This is a genomic window from Guptibacillus spartinae, assembly GCF_028610625.1.
In the GTDB taxonomy this organism is placed as follows: domain Bacteria; phylum Bacillota; class Bacilli; order Bacillales; family Guptibacillaceae; genus Guptibacillus; species Guptibacillus spartinae.
This window is the reverse complement of the sequence record NZ_JAQQWU010000014.1, coordinates 60873-78719: the sequence shown is the minus strand read 5'-3', so window position 1 is coordinate 78719 and position 17847 is coordinate 60873. Positions and strand designations below refer to the sequence as shown.

At 38.9% G+C, this 17847-nt stretch carries 17 protein-coding genes; 6 read left to right on the top strand and 11 right to left on the bottom strand.

All coding sequences use genetic code 11. The features are described from left to right. Positions 1–97: 97 nt before the first annotated feature. The 4 genes from PQ511_RS19525 to PQ511_RS19510 form a co-directional block, all read right to left on the bottom strand. Positions 98–1087, bottom strand: coding sequence for a sodium:calcium antiporter (locus PQ511_RS19525; RefSeq protein ID WP_273853638.1), 990 nt, complete (start codon positions 1085–1087; stop codon positions 98–100). Positions 1088–1302: 215 nt separating this feature from the next. Continuing rightward, the gene (locus tag PQ511_RS19520; protein ID WP_273853637.1) at positions 1303–3600 is read right to left on the bottom strand and encodes an ATP-dependent DNA helicase; all 2298 of its coding nucleotides are present in this window, start codon (positions 3598–3600) and stop codon (positions 1303–1305) included. A gap of 11 nt (positions 3601–3611) precedes the next feature. Next, on the bottom strand, positions 3612–4883 hold the full coding sequence (locus tag PQ511_RS19515) for a cytochrome P450 (RefSeq protein WP_273853636.1): 1272 nt from the start codon (positions 4881–4883) through the stop codon (positions 3612–3614). Positions 4884–4997: 114 nt separating this feature from the next. Further along, on the bottom strand, positions 4998–6236 hold the full coding sequence (locus PQ511_RS19510; RefSeq protein ID WP_273853635.1) for an aminopeptidase: 1239 nt from the start codon (positions 6234–6236) through the stop codon (positions 4998–5000). Between the two features lie 111 nt (positions 6237–6347). Here PQ511_RS19510 and PQ511_RS19505 point away from each other — a divergent pair, with 111 nt between their 5' ends. After that, positions 6348–6992, top strand: coding sequence for an SIMPL domain-containing protein (locus PQ511_RS19505; RefSeq protein WP_273853634.1), 645 nt, complete (start codon positions 6348–6350; stop codon positions 6990–6992). Positions 6993–7024: 32 nt separating this feature from the next. Here the strand turns inward: PQ511_RS19505 and PQ511_RS19500 are convergent, their stop codons facing one another. Together PQ511_RS19500 and PQ511_RS19495 are read right to left on the bottom strand one after the other, a co-directional pair. Continuing rightward, positions 7025–7438 (bottom strand): CoA-binding protein, encoded by a 414-nt coding sequence (locus PQ511_RS19500; RefSeq protein ID WP_273853633.1) that lies wholly within the window; start codon positions 7436–7438, stop codon positions 7025–7027. A 71-nt stretch (positions 7439–7509) separates the two neighbouring features. Continuing rightward, positions 7510–8394 (bottom strand): alpha/beta fold hydrolase, encoded by an 885-nt coding sequence (locus PQ511_RS19495; RefSeq protein WP_273853632.1) that lies wholly within the window; start codon positions 8392–8394, stop codon positions 7510–7512. A gap of 260 nt (positions 8395–8654) precedes the next feature. On the opposite strand from PQ511_RS19495, the gene PQ511_RS19490 reads away from it, so the two are divergent. Continuing rightward, positions 8655–9866 carry an MFS transporter gene (locus tag PQ511_RS19490; protein WP_273853631.1) on the top strand — a complete coding sequence of 404 codons (1212 nt, stop codon included), beginning with the start codon at positions 8655–8657 and terminating at the stop codon, positions 9864–9866. Between the two features lie 225 nt (positions 9867–10091). Then, complete coding sequence (gene cspD / locus PQ511_RS19485; RefSeq protein WP_048309367.1) at positions 10092–10292, top strand: cold-shock protein CspD; 201 nt, start codon at positions 10092–10094, stop codon at positions 10290–10292. A 225-nt stretch (positions 10293–10517) separates the two neighbouring features. On the opposite strand, the gene PQ511_RS19480 is transcribed toward cspD, so the two are convergent. Both PQ511_RS19480 and PQ511_RS19475 read right to left on the bottom strand, forming a co-directional pair. Next, positions 10518–10925, bottom strand: coding sequence for a GNAT family N-acetyltransferase (locus PQ511_RS19480; RefSeq protein WP_273853630.1), 408 nt, complete (start codon positions 10923–10925; stop codon positions 10518–10520). Beyond that, a complete protein-coding gene (locus PQ511_RS19475; RefSeq protein WP_337957784.1) occupies positions 10891–11532 on the bottom strand; it encodes a GNAT family N-acetyltransferase in 642 nt (213 codons plus the stop codon). Before PQ511_RS19475 ends, PQ511_RS19480 begins: the two co-directional genes overlap by 35 nt. Positions 11533–11757: 225 nt before the next feature. Between PQ511_RS19475 and PQ511_RS19470 the strand changes: the two genes are divergently transcribed. After that, positions 11758–11976, top strand: coding sequence for a hypothetical protein (locus PQ511_RS19470; RefSeq protein WP_273853629.1), 219 nt, complete (start codon positions 11758–11760; stop codon positions 11974–11976). A gap of 348 nt (positions 11977–12324) precedes the next feature. Next, entirely contained in the window at positions 12325–13692 is a 1368-nt protein-coding gene (locus PQ511_RS19465) for a YjiH family protein (protein ID WP_273853628.1), read from the top strand. 165 nt (positions 13693–13857) lie between these two features. On the opposite strand, the gene PQ511_RS19460 is transcribed toward PQ511_RS19465, so the two are convergent. Then, positions 13858–14796, bottom strand: a complete 939-nt coding sequence (locus PQ511_RS19460) for an NADP-dependent oxidoreductase (RefSeq protein ID WP_273853627.1) — start codon at positions 14794–14796, stop codon at positions 13858–13860. Positions 14797–14854: 58 nt separating this feature from the next. Then, positions 14855–15766, bottom strand: a complete 912-nt coding sequence (locus PQ511_RS19455; protein WP_273853626.1) for a hypothetical protein — start codon at positions 15764–15766, stop codon at positions 14855–14857. 125 nt (positions 15767–15891) lie between these two features. On the opposite strand from PQ511_RS19455, the gene PQ511_RS19450 reads away from it, so the two are divergent. Then, complete coding sequence (locus PQ511_RS19450) at positions 15892–16812, top strand: ketopantoate reductase family protein (RefSeq protein ID WP_273853625.1); 921 nt, start codon at positions 15892–15894, stop codon at positions 16810–16812. A gap of 35 nt (positions 16813–16847) precedes the next feature. Here PQ511_RS19450 and PQ511_RS19445 read toward each other — a convergent pair whose 3' ends face one another. Continuing rightward, complete coding sequence (locus PQ511_RS19445; protein ID WP_273853624.1) at positions 16848–17846, bottom strand: phosphotriesterase family protein; 999 nt, start codon at positions 17844–17846, stop codon at positions 16848–16850. Position 17847: the final 1 nt, after the last annotated feature.

The following is a 17847-nucleotide window of genomic DNA, read 5'->3' as shown; positions in this document are numbered from 1 at the left end:
GCAAATATTTTCCGACTTTTTTGGGGGAGCGTTTCCATCACTATCATCAGTGAGATAGAAAACCATAAAAAAAGTTGTAGAGGAACTCCTCTACAACTTACTTCATTGTATAAACAGTAAACGTTGCGATGAAATAAATAATAACAATTAAAATAGACGGGAGCATATAAAAAAGCGTACTCCGCTTATTTTTTCGGGTAATGCTATACAAAATAACAAGCACGACGATGATAGAAGAAACGGTCGTTATGATGTTAGAAGGACTGGCATGTCGAAACAGATTCGTTTTGAAATAAATGGCATCTGTAAAAGAAAGAAGCATAATATTAAAGGCATTACTGCCGAGTAACGAGCTTACCCCCATACTATAATTTCTCAATTTTAATGCAGTAGCCACACTTACAGCATCAGGAAGTGATGTACTTGCTCCGACAAGAAAAGATCCAACAAAAGAGGCGCCAAGTCCTGTGCTCTCTGCAATTCGATCCGCAGTTAATGTGAGTATGGTCCCTACGATCATAATTCCTACCGCTGACAAAATAAACATGGTTAAGACTCTTTGATAAGATAATTCTCCATATTTTTCATTTCTACGACTCTTTCTTTTCACTTGTTCTTCCGTTTGACGATTAATCCATTTAACGCCAACAAAGTAAACAAGTACTAAAATGACGGAACTATAGCCAATGTGGAAGATGCTCGCTGGTAGAGTTAACGATAGGCCGGCAACCACAATCAGTGTCATCACGATAACTAAATAGATATAGAGTTTACTACCTAAATCAGTTTGGCCCATAATTTGTTCTCGTCGGTAAACCATATCAAGAACTGCAAGAGCTAATAGATTAAATAAATTACTTCCAAGTAAATTCCCAATTGCAAGATCGGGACTATCGATGGCGATCGCTGTGACACTTGAAGTTAATTCCGGAAGCGAAATAGCGGCACCGATAATAATTCCCATAAAAGCAGAGGATGTTTTGGTTTTTTCACTAATGGCATCTCCGTACATGGCGAGACGAGTTGCCACAAAATAAGTTGCAATTGCCGCTAAAATAAATAGTAGTATGGTGAGATATAAGTTCATAGACGTTCTCCTTCGAATGTTCGTTATCACCTTCACCATTACCTTCGCTTCAAAAAACTAAACTATTACTTTCAGAATGTATTTAAAATGTAATGGTTCAAAATTCTCGATTATTGATACCAAATCATCCATATTCGAGAAGTAACATTAAAAATCTGCCCATATTCATGAATAAAAACCCCGCTCTAAATGAGCGAGGGTTACAATTTTGCTTATTACAGAAGAAACTTAGACGGCTCCGTAAGGACTTTATAATGCTGCCATTCATAAGGCAGTAATTGTTGATATCGTTTTTCTAAATAACGATTATCCACTAGCAATAAAAGGCCATGATCCGATTCGGTACGTATAAGCCGTCCACCAGCCTGTTGTACACGGTTCATCCCTGGATAAACATACGTATACTCAAACCCATTTCTCCCACCTTGATCAAAGTACGTTTTCATTAATTGGTGTTCGGTGTCAAAGTTAGGCAATCCAACCCCTACCACGGCCACACCTGTTAAACGCTCTCCCTTTAAATCAATGCCTTCTGAAAAAACCCCTCCCACTACAGCAAACCCCACTAAACTTGTCTTACGGTCAGACGAAAACTTGTTTAGAAAATCTTCTCGTTCTTGTTCTGTCATACCGCTTTTTTGGATTATCGTTTCTGTTTGAACAGAAGCGGTATAGGCACCATAAACTTCTTCCATGTACCCATATGAAGGAAAAAAGAATAAGTGATTTCCAGGGTTCGCTTTAACAACATTCTCGAGAAGGGAAACGAGTGAGGGCAACGTCCGTTCTCTGTCACGATACTTCGTTGAAAGTGGTGCGATATAGACTTCTGCATGCTCACGTGGAAACGGAGACGGAATTCGTACCGCATAATCCTCCACTTTCCAACCGAGCATGTTTTGATAATACGAAAAAGGCGTAAACGTGGCTGAGAAAAAGACGTTCGCTCGAAATCCTTTCCTCATTTTTTGAAGTAGTTTAGAAGGATCAAAGCAAAACAGCTTGATTTTCACTTCTGACTTTCCTGCCTCTATATACGTAATAAATCGTTCATCGTAAAGTTTTGCAATCCGAATAAAGTTCTGCGCTAAAAAGTACGTTTCTAACAGAAGTTCATCATTCCCTTGTTGTAACAGCACTTTCTCACTTTCTTGTACAAACGTATCAAGTTGCACAATCAGTTCCTCATCCACTTCTGATAAAACGAGAGATCCGTTTTGAGTTGATTTGCGATAATCCAGGAACGTACGATTAAGCTCAGCTGCAGCACCTGAAATACCGTTATGATGATTTTTATAAGCTCGCTTTAGGTTTAGAAATGGGGATTTCGTTAATTCTGCTGAATACATTTCTCGTGCACGATCCACAAGATTATGTGCTTCATCAACTAGTACGGTCGTTTGCTTTTTTTGTTCCTCAATTAACCTTTTTAGGGAGACGCGTGGATCGAATAAATAATTATAATCACAAATAACCGCATCCGCTGTATAAGACAAATCAAGGGACAGTTCAAAAGGACATAATTGGTGTTTTATGGCATATTGTTCAATTACGCTACGAGTAATAAGGGTTTCGTTGATTAAGAGATCAAGCATCCCTTCGTTAACACGATCGTAATAGCCATCTGCAAATTCACAATATTCCTTTTGACAAATGGTTTTTTCTTTAAAACAGATTTTATCTCTTGCTGTAATCGTAACGCAAGAAGCTTGAAGGCCAGTCTTCTCCATTAGGTGAAAAGCTTCCTGTGCTGTTTCTCTCGTAATGGTTTTAGCGGTAAGGTAGAAAATCTTTTTACCAAATCCTTCACCCATTGCTTTTATCACAGGAAATAATGTACTGATTGTTTTCCCAATGCCAGTTGGCGCCATCGCAAAAAGCGTCGCTTCCTCCTGTACGGTTTTATAGACGGTTCCCGCTAACTTTCGTTGACCTTCTCTATAAGTGTCAAAGGGAAAGGAAAGGGTTTTGCAGCTTTCGTTACGCATCGCAATGTGTTTCTGCTTCCACTTAGCAAACGGGGCATATGTCTCAATCATGTGCACCATGAATTCTCGCAAATCAGATGCTGTTTGATTTTGTTGAAACCGAATAATGTCATTCGACTCTGATTGGATATATGTTAATTGGATGGTGATTTGATCAAGATTATATTTCTCAACAGCCATATATCCATAACATTTCGCTTGTGCCCAATAGACAGGGTGCGTCTGTTCATTCACTTCAGAGAGCGGGAGAGATGTTGATTTAATTTCGTCAATCATATAGTGATTACCGTTCATTAGCAGACCATCGCACCGTCCTTCGATATGAAAGGTCATTTGTTCGTAATTTATCATAGTATCAAAAGGTACTTCCTTTTGATCCCTTTCACCATAAGTTTTTTGAACCATCTGATGAAGTCGGGTTCCCTCCGTCAACGTTGTCGTCGTTCGAAATCGCTGATCAATACTTCCGCTTCGAAATGCATACTCAACGAGCGGTCGCACTGATACATGAATTGTATCTTCCATCTTATCACCTATTATTTTCGTTTATGCACTCTCATTGAAAGGCCACCTTTGATCCGCAGGGAAACAAGCGGCTCTGCTTCGACAGGTTGATCATGTAGTTGCTCAAGATGAAAGCTTTTTCCTATTGTTGAAAATATGAGTTGAGCCTCATAAGTAGCAAATTGGCTCCCAATGCAACTTCTTGGCCCTCCACCAAATGGAAAATAAGCAAATGGGGCAGCCTTCTCTTTCATGCGGTATAGCAAAAATTGATCCGGATTTTCAAAGAATGATGGATTACGGTGCATGACGTAGGGGCTAATCAAAAACGATGATCCCGATTTAAATTGATGTCCCATTAGTTCAACGGGTCTCAACGTTTCTCTCAAGATGACCCAGGCTGCAGGGTAAAGTCTTAATGTTTCTTTAAAAAACAGATGGGTAAGCTCATATTGATGATTACCTGATTCTCCTACCTCCAGCCATTCCTTCACAAGTTGCTGTTCAATCCCCTCATTTTTTGAGAGTTCATACCACATCCACGATAGCACGTTAGCGGTTGTTTCGTGACCGGCAATAAGCATAGTTAGAATTTGGCTTCTCACTTCTTCGGTCGAAAGACGAGATCCGTCAGCGTACGTTGATGCTTGAAGGAGTGAAAGTAAATGCTCTCCTTTAGGTGTGTTTTGAATTAGCTGATCAGCTAATTCATTTAAGCGCCTTTTTCCTATCTTGTATTGTTTATTCCGCTTTGATGGTACAACCTCTGGTGATGGAAAAGGTAGAAATAAATCAGATGCAGATTTCTCGATGATATGAGTGACCGCCGTGACGAGTTCAGTACTTTCTTTCTTTGAAATATCTTGACCAAACATCGCTTTCATTATAATTCTTAACGTTAACCTCATCATTTCTGAGCTAATACAAATTTCTTGTCCATCACGCCATTCTCCAATAAACTGCTTCGTTTCTTCGAGGATAATAGAGATGTATTTGTTCATTGCTTCTTTATGAAAAGCGGGCATTATTATTTTTCGCTGCTGCGCATGCGTTTCGCCTTCTGAGGTTAATAATCCCCGTCCAATCGTTTTACTCAACAAGGAAGCAGAGTTTCCTTTTTGAAAAGAGGCCGCATTGGTAACAAGGATTTGCTTAACTGCTTCAGGTTGATGGACAACAAACGAAGAAGCACCGAGTTCTACGAAATCCGCTATGTCCCGAGTTTTTGACAAAAAACCTAATGGGTCTTTTCGAAAAGAGAGATAATTCTTTAAACGAAAACCAGATAACGTTTCAACACTCACAAAAACCACCACTCACCATTTTCCTCTATTATAGAAAGAACTAGATCGTACTTGCAATTTATAACAGGTTACAATGCAAAAAAATGCTCTCGCAAACAGCGAGAGCATTTTGGCCTATTTCACATTAATCGCCCAGTTACCGTTTCGGAATATCGCTTCTGTTGTGCCGTCTGATTTGACACCATCAATATCGAGTTCTCCTGAACCCATCATAAAATCAACGTGCGTGATACTGTTGTTTACACCATGTTGATCGAGTGCTTCATCATCCATATCCGCTCCGCCTTTAATACTGCTCGGATAAGCCTTTCCGAGAGCTAAATGACAAGACGCATTCTCGTCATAAAGCGTGTTGAAGAAAATAAGCCCAGATTGAGAAATAGGCGATTCGTGTGGCACGATCGCGATCTCACCTAGTCTCCGCGAGCCCTCATCCATGTTCAAAAGATTTTCAAGCGTTTCATAACCTTCTTCCGCTGAAAAATCCACTACTTTACCATCTTTAAACGTTAAGGAGAAATGATTGATTAAGTTACCACCATAGCTTAATGGCTTCGTACTAGCTACAGTCCCATTCACGCCATATTTATGCGGTAACGTAAATACTTCTTCAGTCGGCATATTTGCATTAAATTCAGTGCCTTGTTCTGAAAGGGAAGATCCACCTTTCCATATATGTCCTTCAGGGAGTTCAATTTCAAGATCAGTGCCAGGTGCCTTATAAACAAGTTTCTTATAGTTTCGATCATTCAGTACTCCTCTTGCTTTAGCAAGAGTAGCGTTGTGATCATTCCAGGCAGCAATTGGATCTTCCTGATCTACCCGTGTAATCGTAAATATCTGGTCCCAAAGCTTTTCAATTGCTTTCTCTTCCGAAGAATCAGGGAAGATTTTCTTTGCCCATTCTCCATTTGGAATCGCAACGATGGACCAAGTAATTTTGTCGTTCATTGTATACTTACGGAAATTTTTCATTGCTTCGCCACTCGCTTTATTTGAAGCAGAAATACGCGAAGAAGAAATTCCTTTTAATAAATCAGGATTTGTGGAGCGGATAGACAAAATAGCTGCGCCTTCTTCAGCAAAGTGATCGTACATCTTCACACGCCATTCAGGAACGTTTTCTAGCACATCCTGGGCAGCATTTTCATACCATAAACGGTCTAGATCATCATCACTCCAATTAATATGTACAGTCTTTGCGCCTATTTCGTAAGCTTTCTTTACAACAATTCGAGTAAAATCAGCGCCTTCAATCGATGAGTTAATGACAAGCATTTGATCATTTTGTAAATTAACCCCTCGTTTAAGGGCAAGTTCAGCATACTTTTCTAACATGATTTGTTCTGGCAATGTAATTCCTCCTTAGTTTCCATACGACTACTTAAAATTTTAACAAAACAGACTCTTTCTGTCCTCTTAATCGTCATGATTTGTTTAAACTATTGGAAAGTGGTGTGAAAAATGACAAAATTAAATTCTAATCTCTCAAATGAATGTTTATGCCATCCTACGATGACTGTATTTGGAACAGGCGAAGTGAGCGCGCCGCCGGATCGAGCGGTCATCATAACCGGTGCTACGTCTACTTCAGAACAAGTAGCTGAAGCTCAGGAAGAAAATGCGATGCACATCTCAGCAATTGTAGTGTCTCTCCAATCGTTGGGTATTCCTTCAGACGATATTCAAACAACCGATTATCGGATTGAAGAAAATGTACGTTACGAAAACAATGTCAAAATCTTACTTGGCTACAAAGTAACGCATCTCCTTAAAGTATATGTTGAACCGGTGAGCAATGCAGGAGCTGCAATCGATGCAGCAGTGGCTGCAGGAGCAAACGTAGTTTCAGATATTCGTTTTGAGTTAAAAGACCCAAAGACTGTTTACCAAAAAGCATTAGGCAATGCGATAAAAGATGGAGAGCAAAAAGCTAAATCGATGGCACATAGCCTTGACCTATCATTACCACATACCCCTCACCAAATTGTTGAAATCAGTTCCGCCTCTCCTTCTCCACGGATGTTTAGCGAGGTTCAAGCCACCCAAATCCAACCAGGTCAACTAGTGATAACAGCGCAGTTAAAAATGATTTATCTTCTAATATAAAAAAAGGGCGCATGAAACGCCCCCGCCCATTCTTACTTTGTCATTGCATGTTCAACTTTAATGCAGCGATCCATAATGACCTTAATTTCGTGATCCTTCCCATATTCATACGCTTCTTCGTTCATCACGCCTAGTTGTGCCCAGAAAACATCTGCTCCGATATCAACGGCATCTTTCATAATATCGGGAAGAAACTCACTTCGTCTAAAGACGTTAACAATATCAACGTGGCCTTGAATATCTTTCAGAGAATCTACTGCTTTTACTCCAAGCGCATCATCTATCGTCGGGTTAACTGGAATAATGTCATAACCTGCATCCATCATCGCTTGAGATACCATAAAAGAGGTTCGATTTGGATCGTTAGACAAGCCTACAACAGCAATTCGTTTTTTTGTTTTTAGAATGTGACCAATTTCTTCTCTTGATGGGTTTTGAATCGTCATTTACACTCGCCCCTTTGTTTTTTGTATAAGTCTATTATAAAAGATGTCAGACAACAGCAACACTATTTCGCTCAAATGCGAGAATAGAGCCGAGTCATTTCTCTCAGAATCAGCTCGGGGCAATCATATGGGATATTGTGTCCCGCCCCCTCTGCCTTTATGTAAACTGAACGAGAAGAAAGACTGGATTGCTCTTGAATTAACTCGGCCCATACTTTCTCAAACAAAATAGCCTCTGACTTCGGTATACCTGCACATATTTGTTTTTCTGCAGAATAGGCCCCATCTCTTCCAATAACCGTTAAAGGGATGTCTGGAAAACTGTCTTTATTTAATCGCTTGGCACTTTGAGACATGTGACGAATTTCAGACCCTACAGCTCGGTATAAAGATGGATCCGTTTCGTGTGCAATTAAAGCTTGCTGCACTTCCAGCTCCCATAACTTGAACTTTTCAGGTAGTTCTGGCTGGATTTCCCTTAATAGATTTTGTTGAGTCATACTCGCATATGCTTCACACTTTTGTATCCAATAATCATCTGAATTCGTTTCATCAGAATGTTCCACTTCATTAATTCGTTCAATGTTAATCGACGTTGAGTCAATTAACAGAACACCAGAAACGAGATCTGGATAGCGTATAGCAAAATCCTGTGCAATCAAACCGCCATAAGAATGACCTGCAAGTAGTACTTTTTGATTTATTTCTAACGCAGAGAGTAGGGTAAATAATTCAAAGCTTGCTTCTTCAACTGTACTTTCTTTTTTAATAAACCTACTTCTCCCATACCCTGCACGGTTATAGGCTAAAACTGTCAGTTCACTAGTCATCATCTCCTTCCACTCATATAGTGAGCCACCAATTCCCGATAACAACACGATTGGCGTAGTATGATGATTAGTAAAAAGATATTCTATACCACCATTATTTGTTGATATAATCGATGAATTTTGCATTCTAATTCCTCCCTATACCCAATCGTAACTCAAAACGATTGGGTATTTGAACAATAATTAGATTTTTTTGATTTTTCCTAAAAAAAGTCGTGTCTAGAGAAGAGTTTTGCTATACTTTACCTAATATTATGGAAGGGAGATACCACTATGTTAAAAATTCTAGTGCTAGTGACATTACACAGGAGGGACGACTCACTTTAATATAAATGACTCCCTCCTGTCTTTCTATTGTCGGAACTTACAATGAAAGTTGGAGGATTATGTCTTCATTACCAAAACGGAATCTAACCCTATTATTCTGGGTACACTTTTTTGGCACCATTAGTTTCTTACAACCCGTTTTAACATTATTTTATATGGAAAAGGGATTAAGTGAAGCTAACATTCTGGTTATTTTAATGAGCTGGAGCGGAGCGGTTTTAGTAGGAGAAATTCCAACGGGTGTTTTCGCAGATCGGTTTGGTGCTCGAATTTCATTTCTAACAGGATCCGTTATTAAACTATGTAGCATTGGCATCCTTTTACTTGCTAATAGCCTCGAAATGTTTATGCTATTTAGCGTTTTAAATGGATTATCGGTCACGTTTTTCTCTGGAGCGGATGAAGCGCTTATTTACGAGTCCTTAAAAGTAGATAATAACCAGAATAAAATGGATGAAGCTATGGGGAAAATTCAATCAGCAGGGTTTATCGCAATGATGATCGCTGTTCTATTTGGTTCATTTTTCGCACGAGACCTTGAACATGAACAATTTCAGCTGCTGATTCTTTTAAGTATGGGGGCCTATTTTGTTGAATTGGTTCTTTTGTACTTCATACAGGAACCCTCTGGTAAAGTGAGTATAAGTGGAACTTCGTTCGAAAATGTTTTAGAGGGTATACAGGTCATTAAACGAGCACCGCAGCTATTCGTCATGTTTTTGAACCTGACACTCGTTTTCATTCCAACAGTAGCGGTATTTCAGAAATTTGATCAGCCTCTTATGATCAGTGCTGGACTTCCAATCTATTTCATTGGACCGATTTATGCCGTAGGAGCTTTATTAGCCTTCTTTTCATCAAGAAGTATCGGTATGTTAAATAAAAAAATATCCTATTCTGTTTTAATGTACACATCCGGGTTCTTTTCCTCTTTAGGTTTGTTACTGGCGGCGTTTTTTCAAGATGAACTATGGATCATTTTGTTTGTAGTATTGTTCTTACGGTGGATTGGCGCTATTCGCTATCCAATCTATTCCCAACTTAGCAACAACATCATTCCATCTCACATTAGAGCAACAACTATCTCACTCTTATCGATACTCGACTCCGTCTTTGACATGGCTATTTTTTTGTTATTAATTGTTTTTGCTATCGATGGCATTAACGGAATTCTAATCGGGGCAAGTTTGATCGCTTTCATTGGGTCTGCACTTCCAATCCCAAAACAATCAAAGCGGACAAAAATGGGAACTAGCCCAATAAATCGGTAAATAAATTTCCAGAATGGTTTGCAATTTAGAGGAGCCGGTGCTATTATATATTTAAACCATTTTACTATTAATATATGTAGGATTTAAATTAGCTGTAGCTTCGAAAGAGGGTAACAAAGTTAAATCCTCTTTCATAAGCTGCAGTTTTTTAATGTAAACGTATGACAATGGTAAATGGTGAATTTTAAATTATGTACGATGAGGTACATTAGGAGGCAATTTTTTATGCAAAACGGTAAAGTAAAATGGTTCAACGCTGAAAAAGGTTTCGGTTTCATCGAAGTTGAAGGTGGAGACGACGTATTCGTACACTTCTCTGCAATCAACGGCGAAGGTTTCAAAACACTTGATGAAGGCCAAGAAGTTAACTTCGAAATCGTAGAAGGTAACCGCGGACCACAAGCAGCTAACGTAACAAAAGCATAAATCGCTTTACAAGCCCCGGGCGTTTCGTCTGGGGCTTGTTTCTTTGATACAGATGAGGAATGTTGAACCTCTCCAGCTCTTCATCACTTCGGTTAACGGTAGGCACGGGAAAGGAAAAACACTTGGTTCGTTTTCTAACACCTTTCTAAAACCCTACTCGATAATCGATTTTTACTTTCATGCCACTTCGACTTCTTCCTTCCTGCTTTTGTTCATTCAGTCATTTCACGAAGGAGAAAGTAGTTTATAAAGAACCAGCTCATCATTAATTGGAATGCCTCGTTCTCCAATTAGCGGAATTTCAGGTTTTACCCGACGAGCTCGATCGACTGCTCCTTCAATAATTTCTTTTATACGATAACCTTTCCGTTGATAAAAGCTTAAAGCACCCATATTATCATTTGTCGTAATCACTTTAATTAATGGGATTTGATTTTCCACGGCCATTAACTCTATCATCATTATTAGTCGTGTACCTATCCCTTGATTTTCTAACACACTATCAAGAGAAATGATTTCAATCAGACCATCAAGACGCTTGAATGTCACAACACCTATTATTTCTCCTATTGTACTCCATGCTACATATCCCTCTAATTCAACGAGGTTGTATATTCCTGTTGAGATGACCATTTCTGAACTTCCCCATGCATGGAGTAATAAAATCTTCTAATTGTTTTTGGTGAAGTAAGCTAAGAGGTTGAATGTTAAACGCTGCAAGGTCTTTCACCATAAGTAAACAGTCATTCCAATTTCCTTCGTGATGTTCATGATTTGGAAGAACACCAACCGACCTAAATCCGGCTTTCTCATAGCAGCGGATGGCTCGCTTATTCCAAACCTGTGGATCCATAACAATAAAAGAACCCTTTAAGGTTGTTTTAATATAGTGAACAATCGATTGAACAAGTAATTTTCCTATACCTAGATTCCAATAGGACGTTTCCCCTATAAATTGATCCATACCATAAGAACGACTTGGAAGATTAATACCTTCAATCTCTTTTAATGGATAAAATTGAAGATAGCCTATCGGAATTTCCTTATATAACACCATGCACCGGATTTCATCATCATCTAAATAGAAATCTTCTCTCACTTTCATTTTCGTATAGGGTCGATCCCTTCCTTCATAATAAGACAAGACGTTAGGGTCCGTTAGCCACTTTAAAAGATAGTGCACATCTTCATCTTTTAAATACCGAACACTTAAGTCTCCAGATTTTATCATAGGTTCCATTTCAACCTCCTAATTTGATACATCTTTTGTTTTATCGGTATTTTTCTACTAACCATGAAGATAAACTGGTAAATTTTTTTTGAAAAAAGTACACATTATTAGTAATATATTTCATTCTTTTCGGGTATAATAATAAGTTTGGGTTGTATCAATATCCCCATTAGTATGTTACACTTATAGAAACTTATTAGAGATGGGATATGATAAATATATATGGGAAAATACATGATTGACCACCAAAAACAAATTGTCCATAGGACAGCTTACGCTGGTGATGAATGTCATTTACCCGAAACTCCGATTAAAGAACGTACGGAAGCCAACCATGAACAAGAATTACTCGTTTATTTAAGGCAAAAAGGCTACCGAAAATGCGCCTCGTGCTTTTTCGGATCGACCTTTGAAGAATCTTATGAACTCGAGAATCCGCATAGATATGCCTAAATATTAGACGATGTTTTTAATAAAGTTAATGATATGATTTTAGAGGCAGGATGCAAAATATCCTTGCCTCTTTTTTTGTCCCATCAACTTTTACCTCATATTAAATTGTTCTTCGTTCACGACACGTAACGAGTGATATGGAAGATTTCCCTTGATACTTCTTTAATTGTTAACGGTTTCACGATATAATGCAATTGGTCGATTTTTTCTGAACACTTTTTTTATTCAAGAGTTTGTATTTTCATGTTACATAAAAGGAGTTGATATGTTATATTCATAACTATGTTTTTATAAAAATACGATTCGTTTGATAGAAAATCCGTTGCGAAACGACAGAGGTGACACTACGTGAACAGCAATCATCAAAGAAAAGTAACTTCAGAAGGTTTATTAAAATTCATCATTCCATCTCTCATTGGTATATTCTTATTCATGATTCCAATACCAAATGATGAAGGTGTTACAATTCCAATAGCCAAACTGGCTGGTTGGTTACAAGGATTATTTGGAACAACCATTCCTTTTTCCCTACCCGCACTTATGACGATTGTTGTTTCAATTACAGCATTTCTTAGTGTTTATGCTATTATTGCAAAGCCTGATTGGGTGACGAAGAGCCCATTTTTAACAAGTCTCCTACAAGTATCTTGGGTTTGGTTAATCGCTCGGATTCTTGGGATGATTTTCGCTATCTTAACTCTTTATCAAATTGGTCCTGAATGGGTTTGGTCAGATGCCACTGGCGGTTTGCTATTAAATGATCTCATTCCTATACTATTTTCTGTATTTTTATTTGCAGGTCTCTTTTTACCACTTCTCTTAAATTTCGGCTTGCTAGAGTTTTGTGGAACGCTTCTTACGAAAATCATGAGACCAATTTTCACACTTCCTGGACGTTCCTCGATCGATTGCCTTGCATCATGGATGGGTGATGGAACGATCGGCGTACTATTAACAAGTAAGCAGTACGAAGATGGTTACTATACAAAGCGTGAAGCTGCAGTAATTGGAACAACTTTCTCAGTAGTTTCGATCACATTTAGTATTGTGGTGCTTCAACAAATGAAGCTTGAGCAATATTTTATTCCATATTATTTAACAATCGTATTAGCAGGTGTTGTAGCAGCTGTAATTATGCCAAGGATACCGCCTCTATCTCGAAAGGCGGATACTACTTTTGAAACAGCAGCTGAAGCACCAGATGATACAATCCCAGAGGGTCGCTCTCGCTTTCAGTGGGGTGTCATGCAGGCAACTAAAACAGCTGAAGACAATCGGGCTTCACAAGTTGTTAAAGGGGGCATTCAAAATGTTCTTGATATGTGGATGGGCGTCATTCCTATAGTAATGGCAATTGGAACAATTGCTTTAATTATTGCTGAAACTACCCCGTTATTTAGTTACCTTGGTGCTCCATTTGTTCCGATTCTTAATTTAATGCAAGTCCCAGAAGCAGCTGAAGCAGCTCAAACTATGGTCATCGGGTTTGCTGATATGTTTTTACCTGCCATTATAGGTGCTGATATTGAAAGTGATTTGACGCGCTTTGTTATTGCTAGTCTATCAGTTTCCCAATTAATCTATATGTCTGAGGTTGGTGGATTGTTGCTTGGCTCTAAGGTACCTGTTCGCTTTATTGATTTATTTATCATATTCCTAGAACGTACGATTATCTCACTACCAATCATTGTAATAATGGCGCATATTATTTTTTAATGTAAAAAACCGGAACAAACTCGTTCCGGTTTTTTTGTTTTATCTTGTTTTCATTGTGGTTTAATGGAATTTGTTAACGAATATTAATTATTTGATTATATTTAGTACGGTATATGAAATTTGTTGTGCTATACAAAACAGCGGCTGCTATGCCGCTGCGTCGTATTAGTGTTTAAAGTTAATCACTATTTTTCCCTTTGCATGATGGGACTCACTTAACTCGTGTGCTTCTTGTATGCCTTCTTGGCTAAATGGGAAGCGATGCCCGATCGTCGCTTTGATATGACCGTTTTCCATTAATGAAGCGATCTCTTTTAATTGTTCTCCATTCGGTTCTAACCACACGTTTCCAGACCGAACGCCCTTTTCCTTAGCCTTCTCTTGATCAGGTTCCCCAACAATCGATACAAGGCGACCACCACCACGTAAAACTAAAAAGCTCTTCTCTTGAATATCTCCTCCCATTGTATCAAGGACAACATCATACTCTTCTAGTTCTTCTGAAAAATCCTGTTCGCGATAATTAATGACTTTATCAGCGCCAAGTGATTTTAAATATTCTTCGTTTTTACCGCTTGCGGTAGTAGCTACATACGCCCCTTTATATTTAGCCAGCTGAATAGCAAAGCTTCCTACACCACCAGCTCCTGCATGAATCAAAACCTTTTCATCTTTTTGAATGTCTGCAAAATCAATTAAACACTGCCATGCTGTTAAGCCTACTAGAGGAACGGATGCCGCTTCTTCATAAGAAATGGCATCAGGAATATGTGCAAGCAAGTGATCATCCACTACTACTTCCTCTGCATATGTACCATTTGCAGTTGTAGCCGGTCTTGCAAATACCCGGTCTCCTTCTTTGAACCCTTCAACAGAAGAACCCACTTCTTTAATCACACCAGCGATATCCCATCCAAGAATAATAGGGAAATTAAAAGGAAGCATGTCTTTTAAATAGCCCTCTCTTAATTTCCAATCAATTGGATTAACAGAAGTTGCATAGCTCGTTACTACAACCTGATTTTTCTCTGGCGATGGAGAAGCCACTTCTTTTTCCACGAGTTGATCTTTATCACCATATTGTTCGATTACGACTGCTTTCATAGTAGAAAACTCCTCTCAATCAAGATTTCTCTACTATGTTCCCTTTCTTTGCCCTTTTCTAAACAGCCGAACTGTCAATCCGCCCAAATTTAGAAAGGGTCATCACGTTTTGAACGGTTAATACCCCCTGCCACTCTCTTTTGGCAACTTCCCATTGTTCGTCAAACTGTCCCCATGACCAGTTTGGTTCCCAACATCCATTATCAAGCTGGTTTTCAACCAAATAATCTAGGTTAACATCCAACTCTTGATTGAGTTCTTTAGCAAAAGGAGATTGTAAAGAGTCAGCTAAGGCAATCGGCTGTACTCCGTATTGACTCCATTTTTCAGGAGGGTCAATTATGAATGGAAGCTTCTTTTCTATTTTTCGATAAATTTTTTGTTGGACTTCACCACCCACTAGATTCGCTAAGCGGAGATAACATTGCACTTCATGTATTTCATATTCATTCAAATATTCAAGATGGTTCATTACTCTTTTTAATGCCTTTGTTGCTAGTGGATGCTGCACATCATAGTTTATAAGATAACCCACGATTTCGGCATCAGGATTAGCTGAATAAGAGTGTTCATTTTCTAGTACATGCCACCACGGCGCATGCGGCACCTCGTTTACTGACGGTGGTACTGCCTGCCAGGCATTCGTATCTGTGTGATAAGTTTGAAGGAAATAGTTTGTACCTTCCACAATGAAAGGATGCTGAGGATTCATGTTTAGCTGACTAAGGTATTGAAATGCAATGGTTGTCGCCAAAGGAGATGATTCTTGCAACCGAAAATCAGGTTCAATATTGTTTCCAAAACCACCGTCTTCATTCCGGTAAGCTTCAAGTTCTTGAAGGACTTTCTCCTTTTCCCCTTCTCCTCTCCAATAGGCGAAATACGCACGATCGAGCGGCCTTGCATATAGCGTTATAAAATGGCATGCTTTTTCAAATTGTTCACTAGATAAGATTTTCAAGTTTATCATTCCTTTCCAACTTCCCCTACTTAAGCTATTTCTGGACTCCTTTTTCATATCCTTCTTTCTTGATATTATGCCACAAAATAAGTAGAGTAATAGAAAGAAAGCGATTTCGAAAAAGGAGGATTTTGATGAAAATTTTAATATTTGGTGCAGGAGCACTAGGTACATATTTTGGATTAAGATGGGCAGATAGCGGCACAAATGTCTCTTTTTATGTACGCGAAGGAAGAAAGAATCAAATTGAGCTTGAAGGATTACAAGTAACAAGTGTAAAAGGCGATACAAAAGTTTCCTCCCCTACACTTGTTACGAATCCATCAGAAGCTTCTTCACCAGATCTAGTATTATTGGGCGTTAAAGGATACCATCTTGAAGATACCATCCCTGTACTTAAAGAGCTTGTCGCGAAAGGAGCAAAGGTGCTTCCAATCCTAAATGGCATTGAACATATTACAATTCTTCAAGAAGAGCTTGGAAAAGAAGCTGTTTTAGGTGGGTTATCGTATATTATTGCAACGCTTGATGACCGCGGACATGTTCATCATACGAGTGACCTTCATGATTTGATATTTGGTCCATTGCATCCCTCTCAAAAAGACATATGTGCTTCATTAAATGAAATAAATGAACGAGCGAATTTCAACTCACAATTAACTCCTAACATCGAAGAAGAGATGTGGAAAAAATATATGTTCATTTCAGCTATGTCTGGCGTAACGACAGCTGGAGATCTTCATACAGGAAATATTCGAGATGTGCCTGAAACGCTTAAACTTGTCGAGCACGTGATGTCGGAAATCAAAGCTCTTGCTTCCCTCTATGACGTCCATATTAATCAAACAGATATCGATCGTCGCATGGAATCATTTCATTCCTTACCATATGAAGCGACGTCCTCGATGCATCAAGATAAAAGGAAGAAAAATAAACTTGAAGTTGAACACCTCCAAGGTGGAGCGTTACGTCTTGCTAAGCAGGTACAATTAAACCTTCCTTATACGGAAACTCTCTATCGATTAATTAAACCTTACGAAACTCAGAACAGTTAACATAGAAAAATGCGAGGATTTCTCCTCGCTTTTTTCTATGCTTTTACCCTGGATTCTGATGAAAAAAGGGTTTTCGGATTTGTCTCAAATAATATGGCTATGGTTTCAACTGGAATACCAGCCGCCTTTAATTTCGGAAGAATTTCTTCAAAAATATATACAGGCTGCCAGTTTGCCATGATTTTCTCGACTTGCTCTGGAAGGACTGGAGGACGCCCCATCCAGTAGTTGACAGTATCATGCGAAAGCATAATTTGTTTTTCATATCCACTATTAAGTAATCCTATCAACGTGATAAGACGTTCTTTGTCGAAAGGAGCTCCCACAAGCCCCTGAATTCCAAAACGATCGAATCCGATGTTTACTCCCCATTCTAGTGTTCTTAAATGATAAGCCGCATCCGTATTCCCGCACATATGACCTATAATAATTGACTGTGGATTTACGCCTTCTTCCACAAGCAGCTTAGCCTGTTCTGGCCCCATTGTTCCTTCCTGCGTGTGGGTTAAGATTGAAATACCTGTTTCTTTATGAACTCTAGCAGCCGCTTTAAAAAACATCATCTCATAATCCGTAATTTGGTCTTTGCTGGATGCTAACTTGATAATACCTGGTTTAATTCCAGTTGTTCCAATACCATCTGTTATTTCCTTTCTAAACATTTCATAAATATCTTCTTCAGCTGTTCCAAGGCCTTGCCTGAACTTAAAATAAGGGGTTGCTCCTTCTCCTTCATAGTAGTAACCTGTTGCACAAATAATCTGCAAACCGGTTTCTGCTGAGATTTTTTGAAGAAGTTCAGGATTTCTTCCGCATTCGTTTGGCGTCGGATCTACAACGGTTTTCACCCCATAGGCCATGACACTTTCAGCCACTGAAATCCCAACTTGTAGCGCTTCCTGAAAATCAAATGCTCCAAGAGAAATATCACCACTAAATCCCGGATAATCAAATGCAAAATGTTCGTGAACTAATGTTTTACCCAGCTGATCAACCGGTATTGGACCAGTAACCGTCTCGACTGTTGTTCTCATA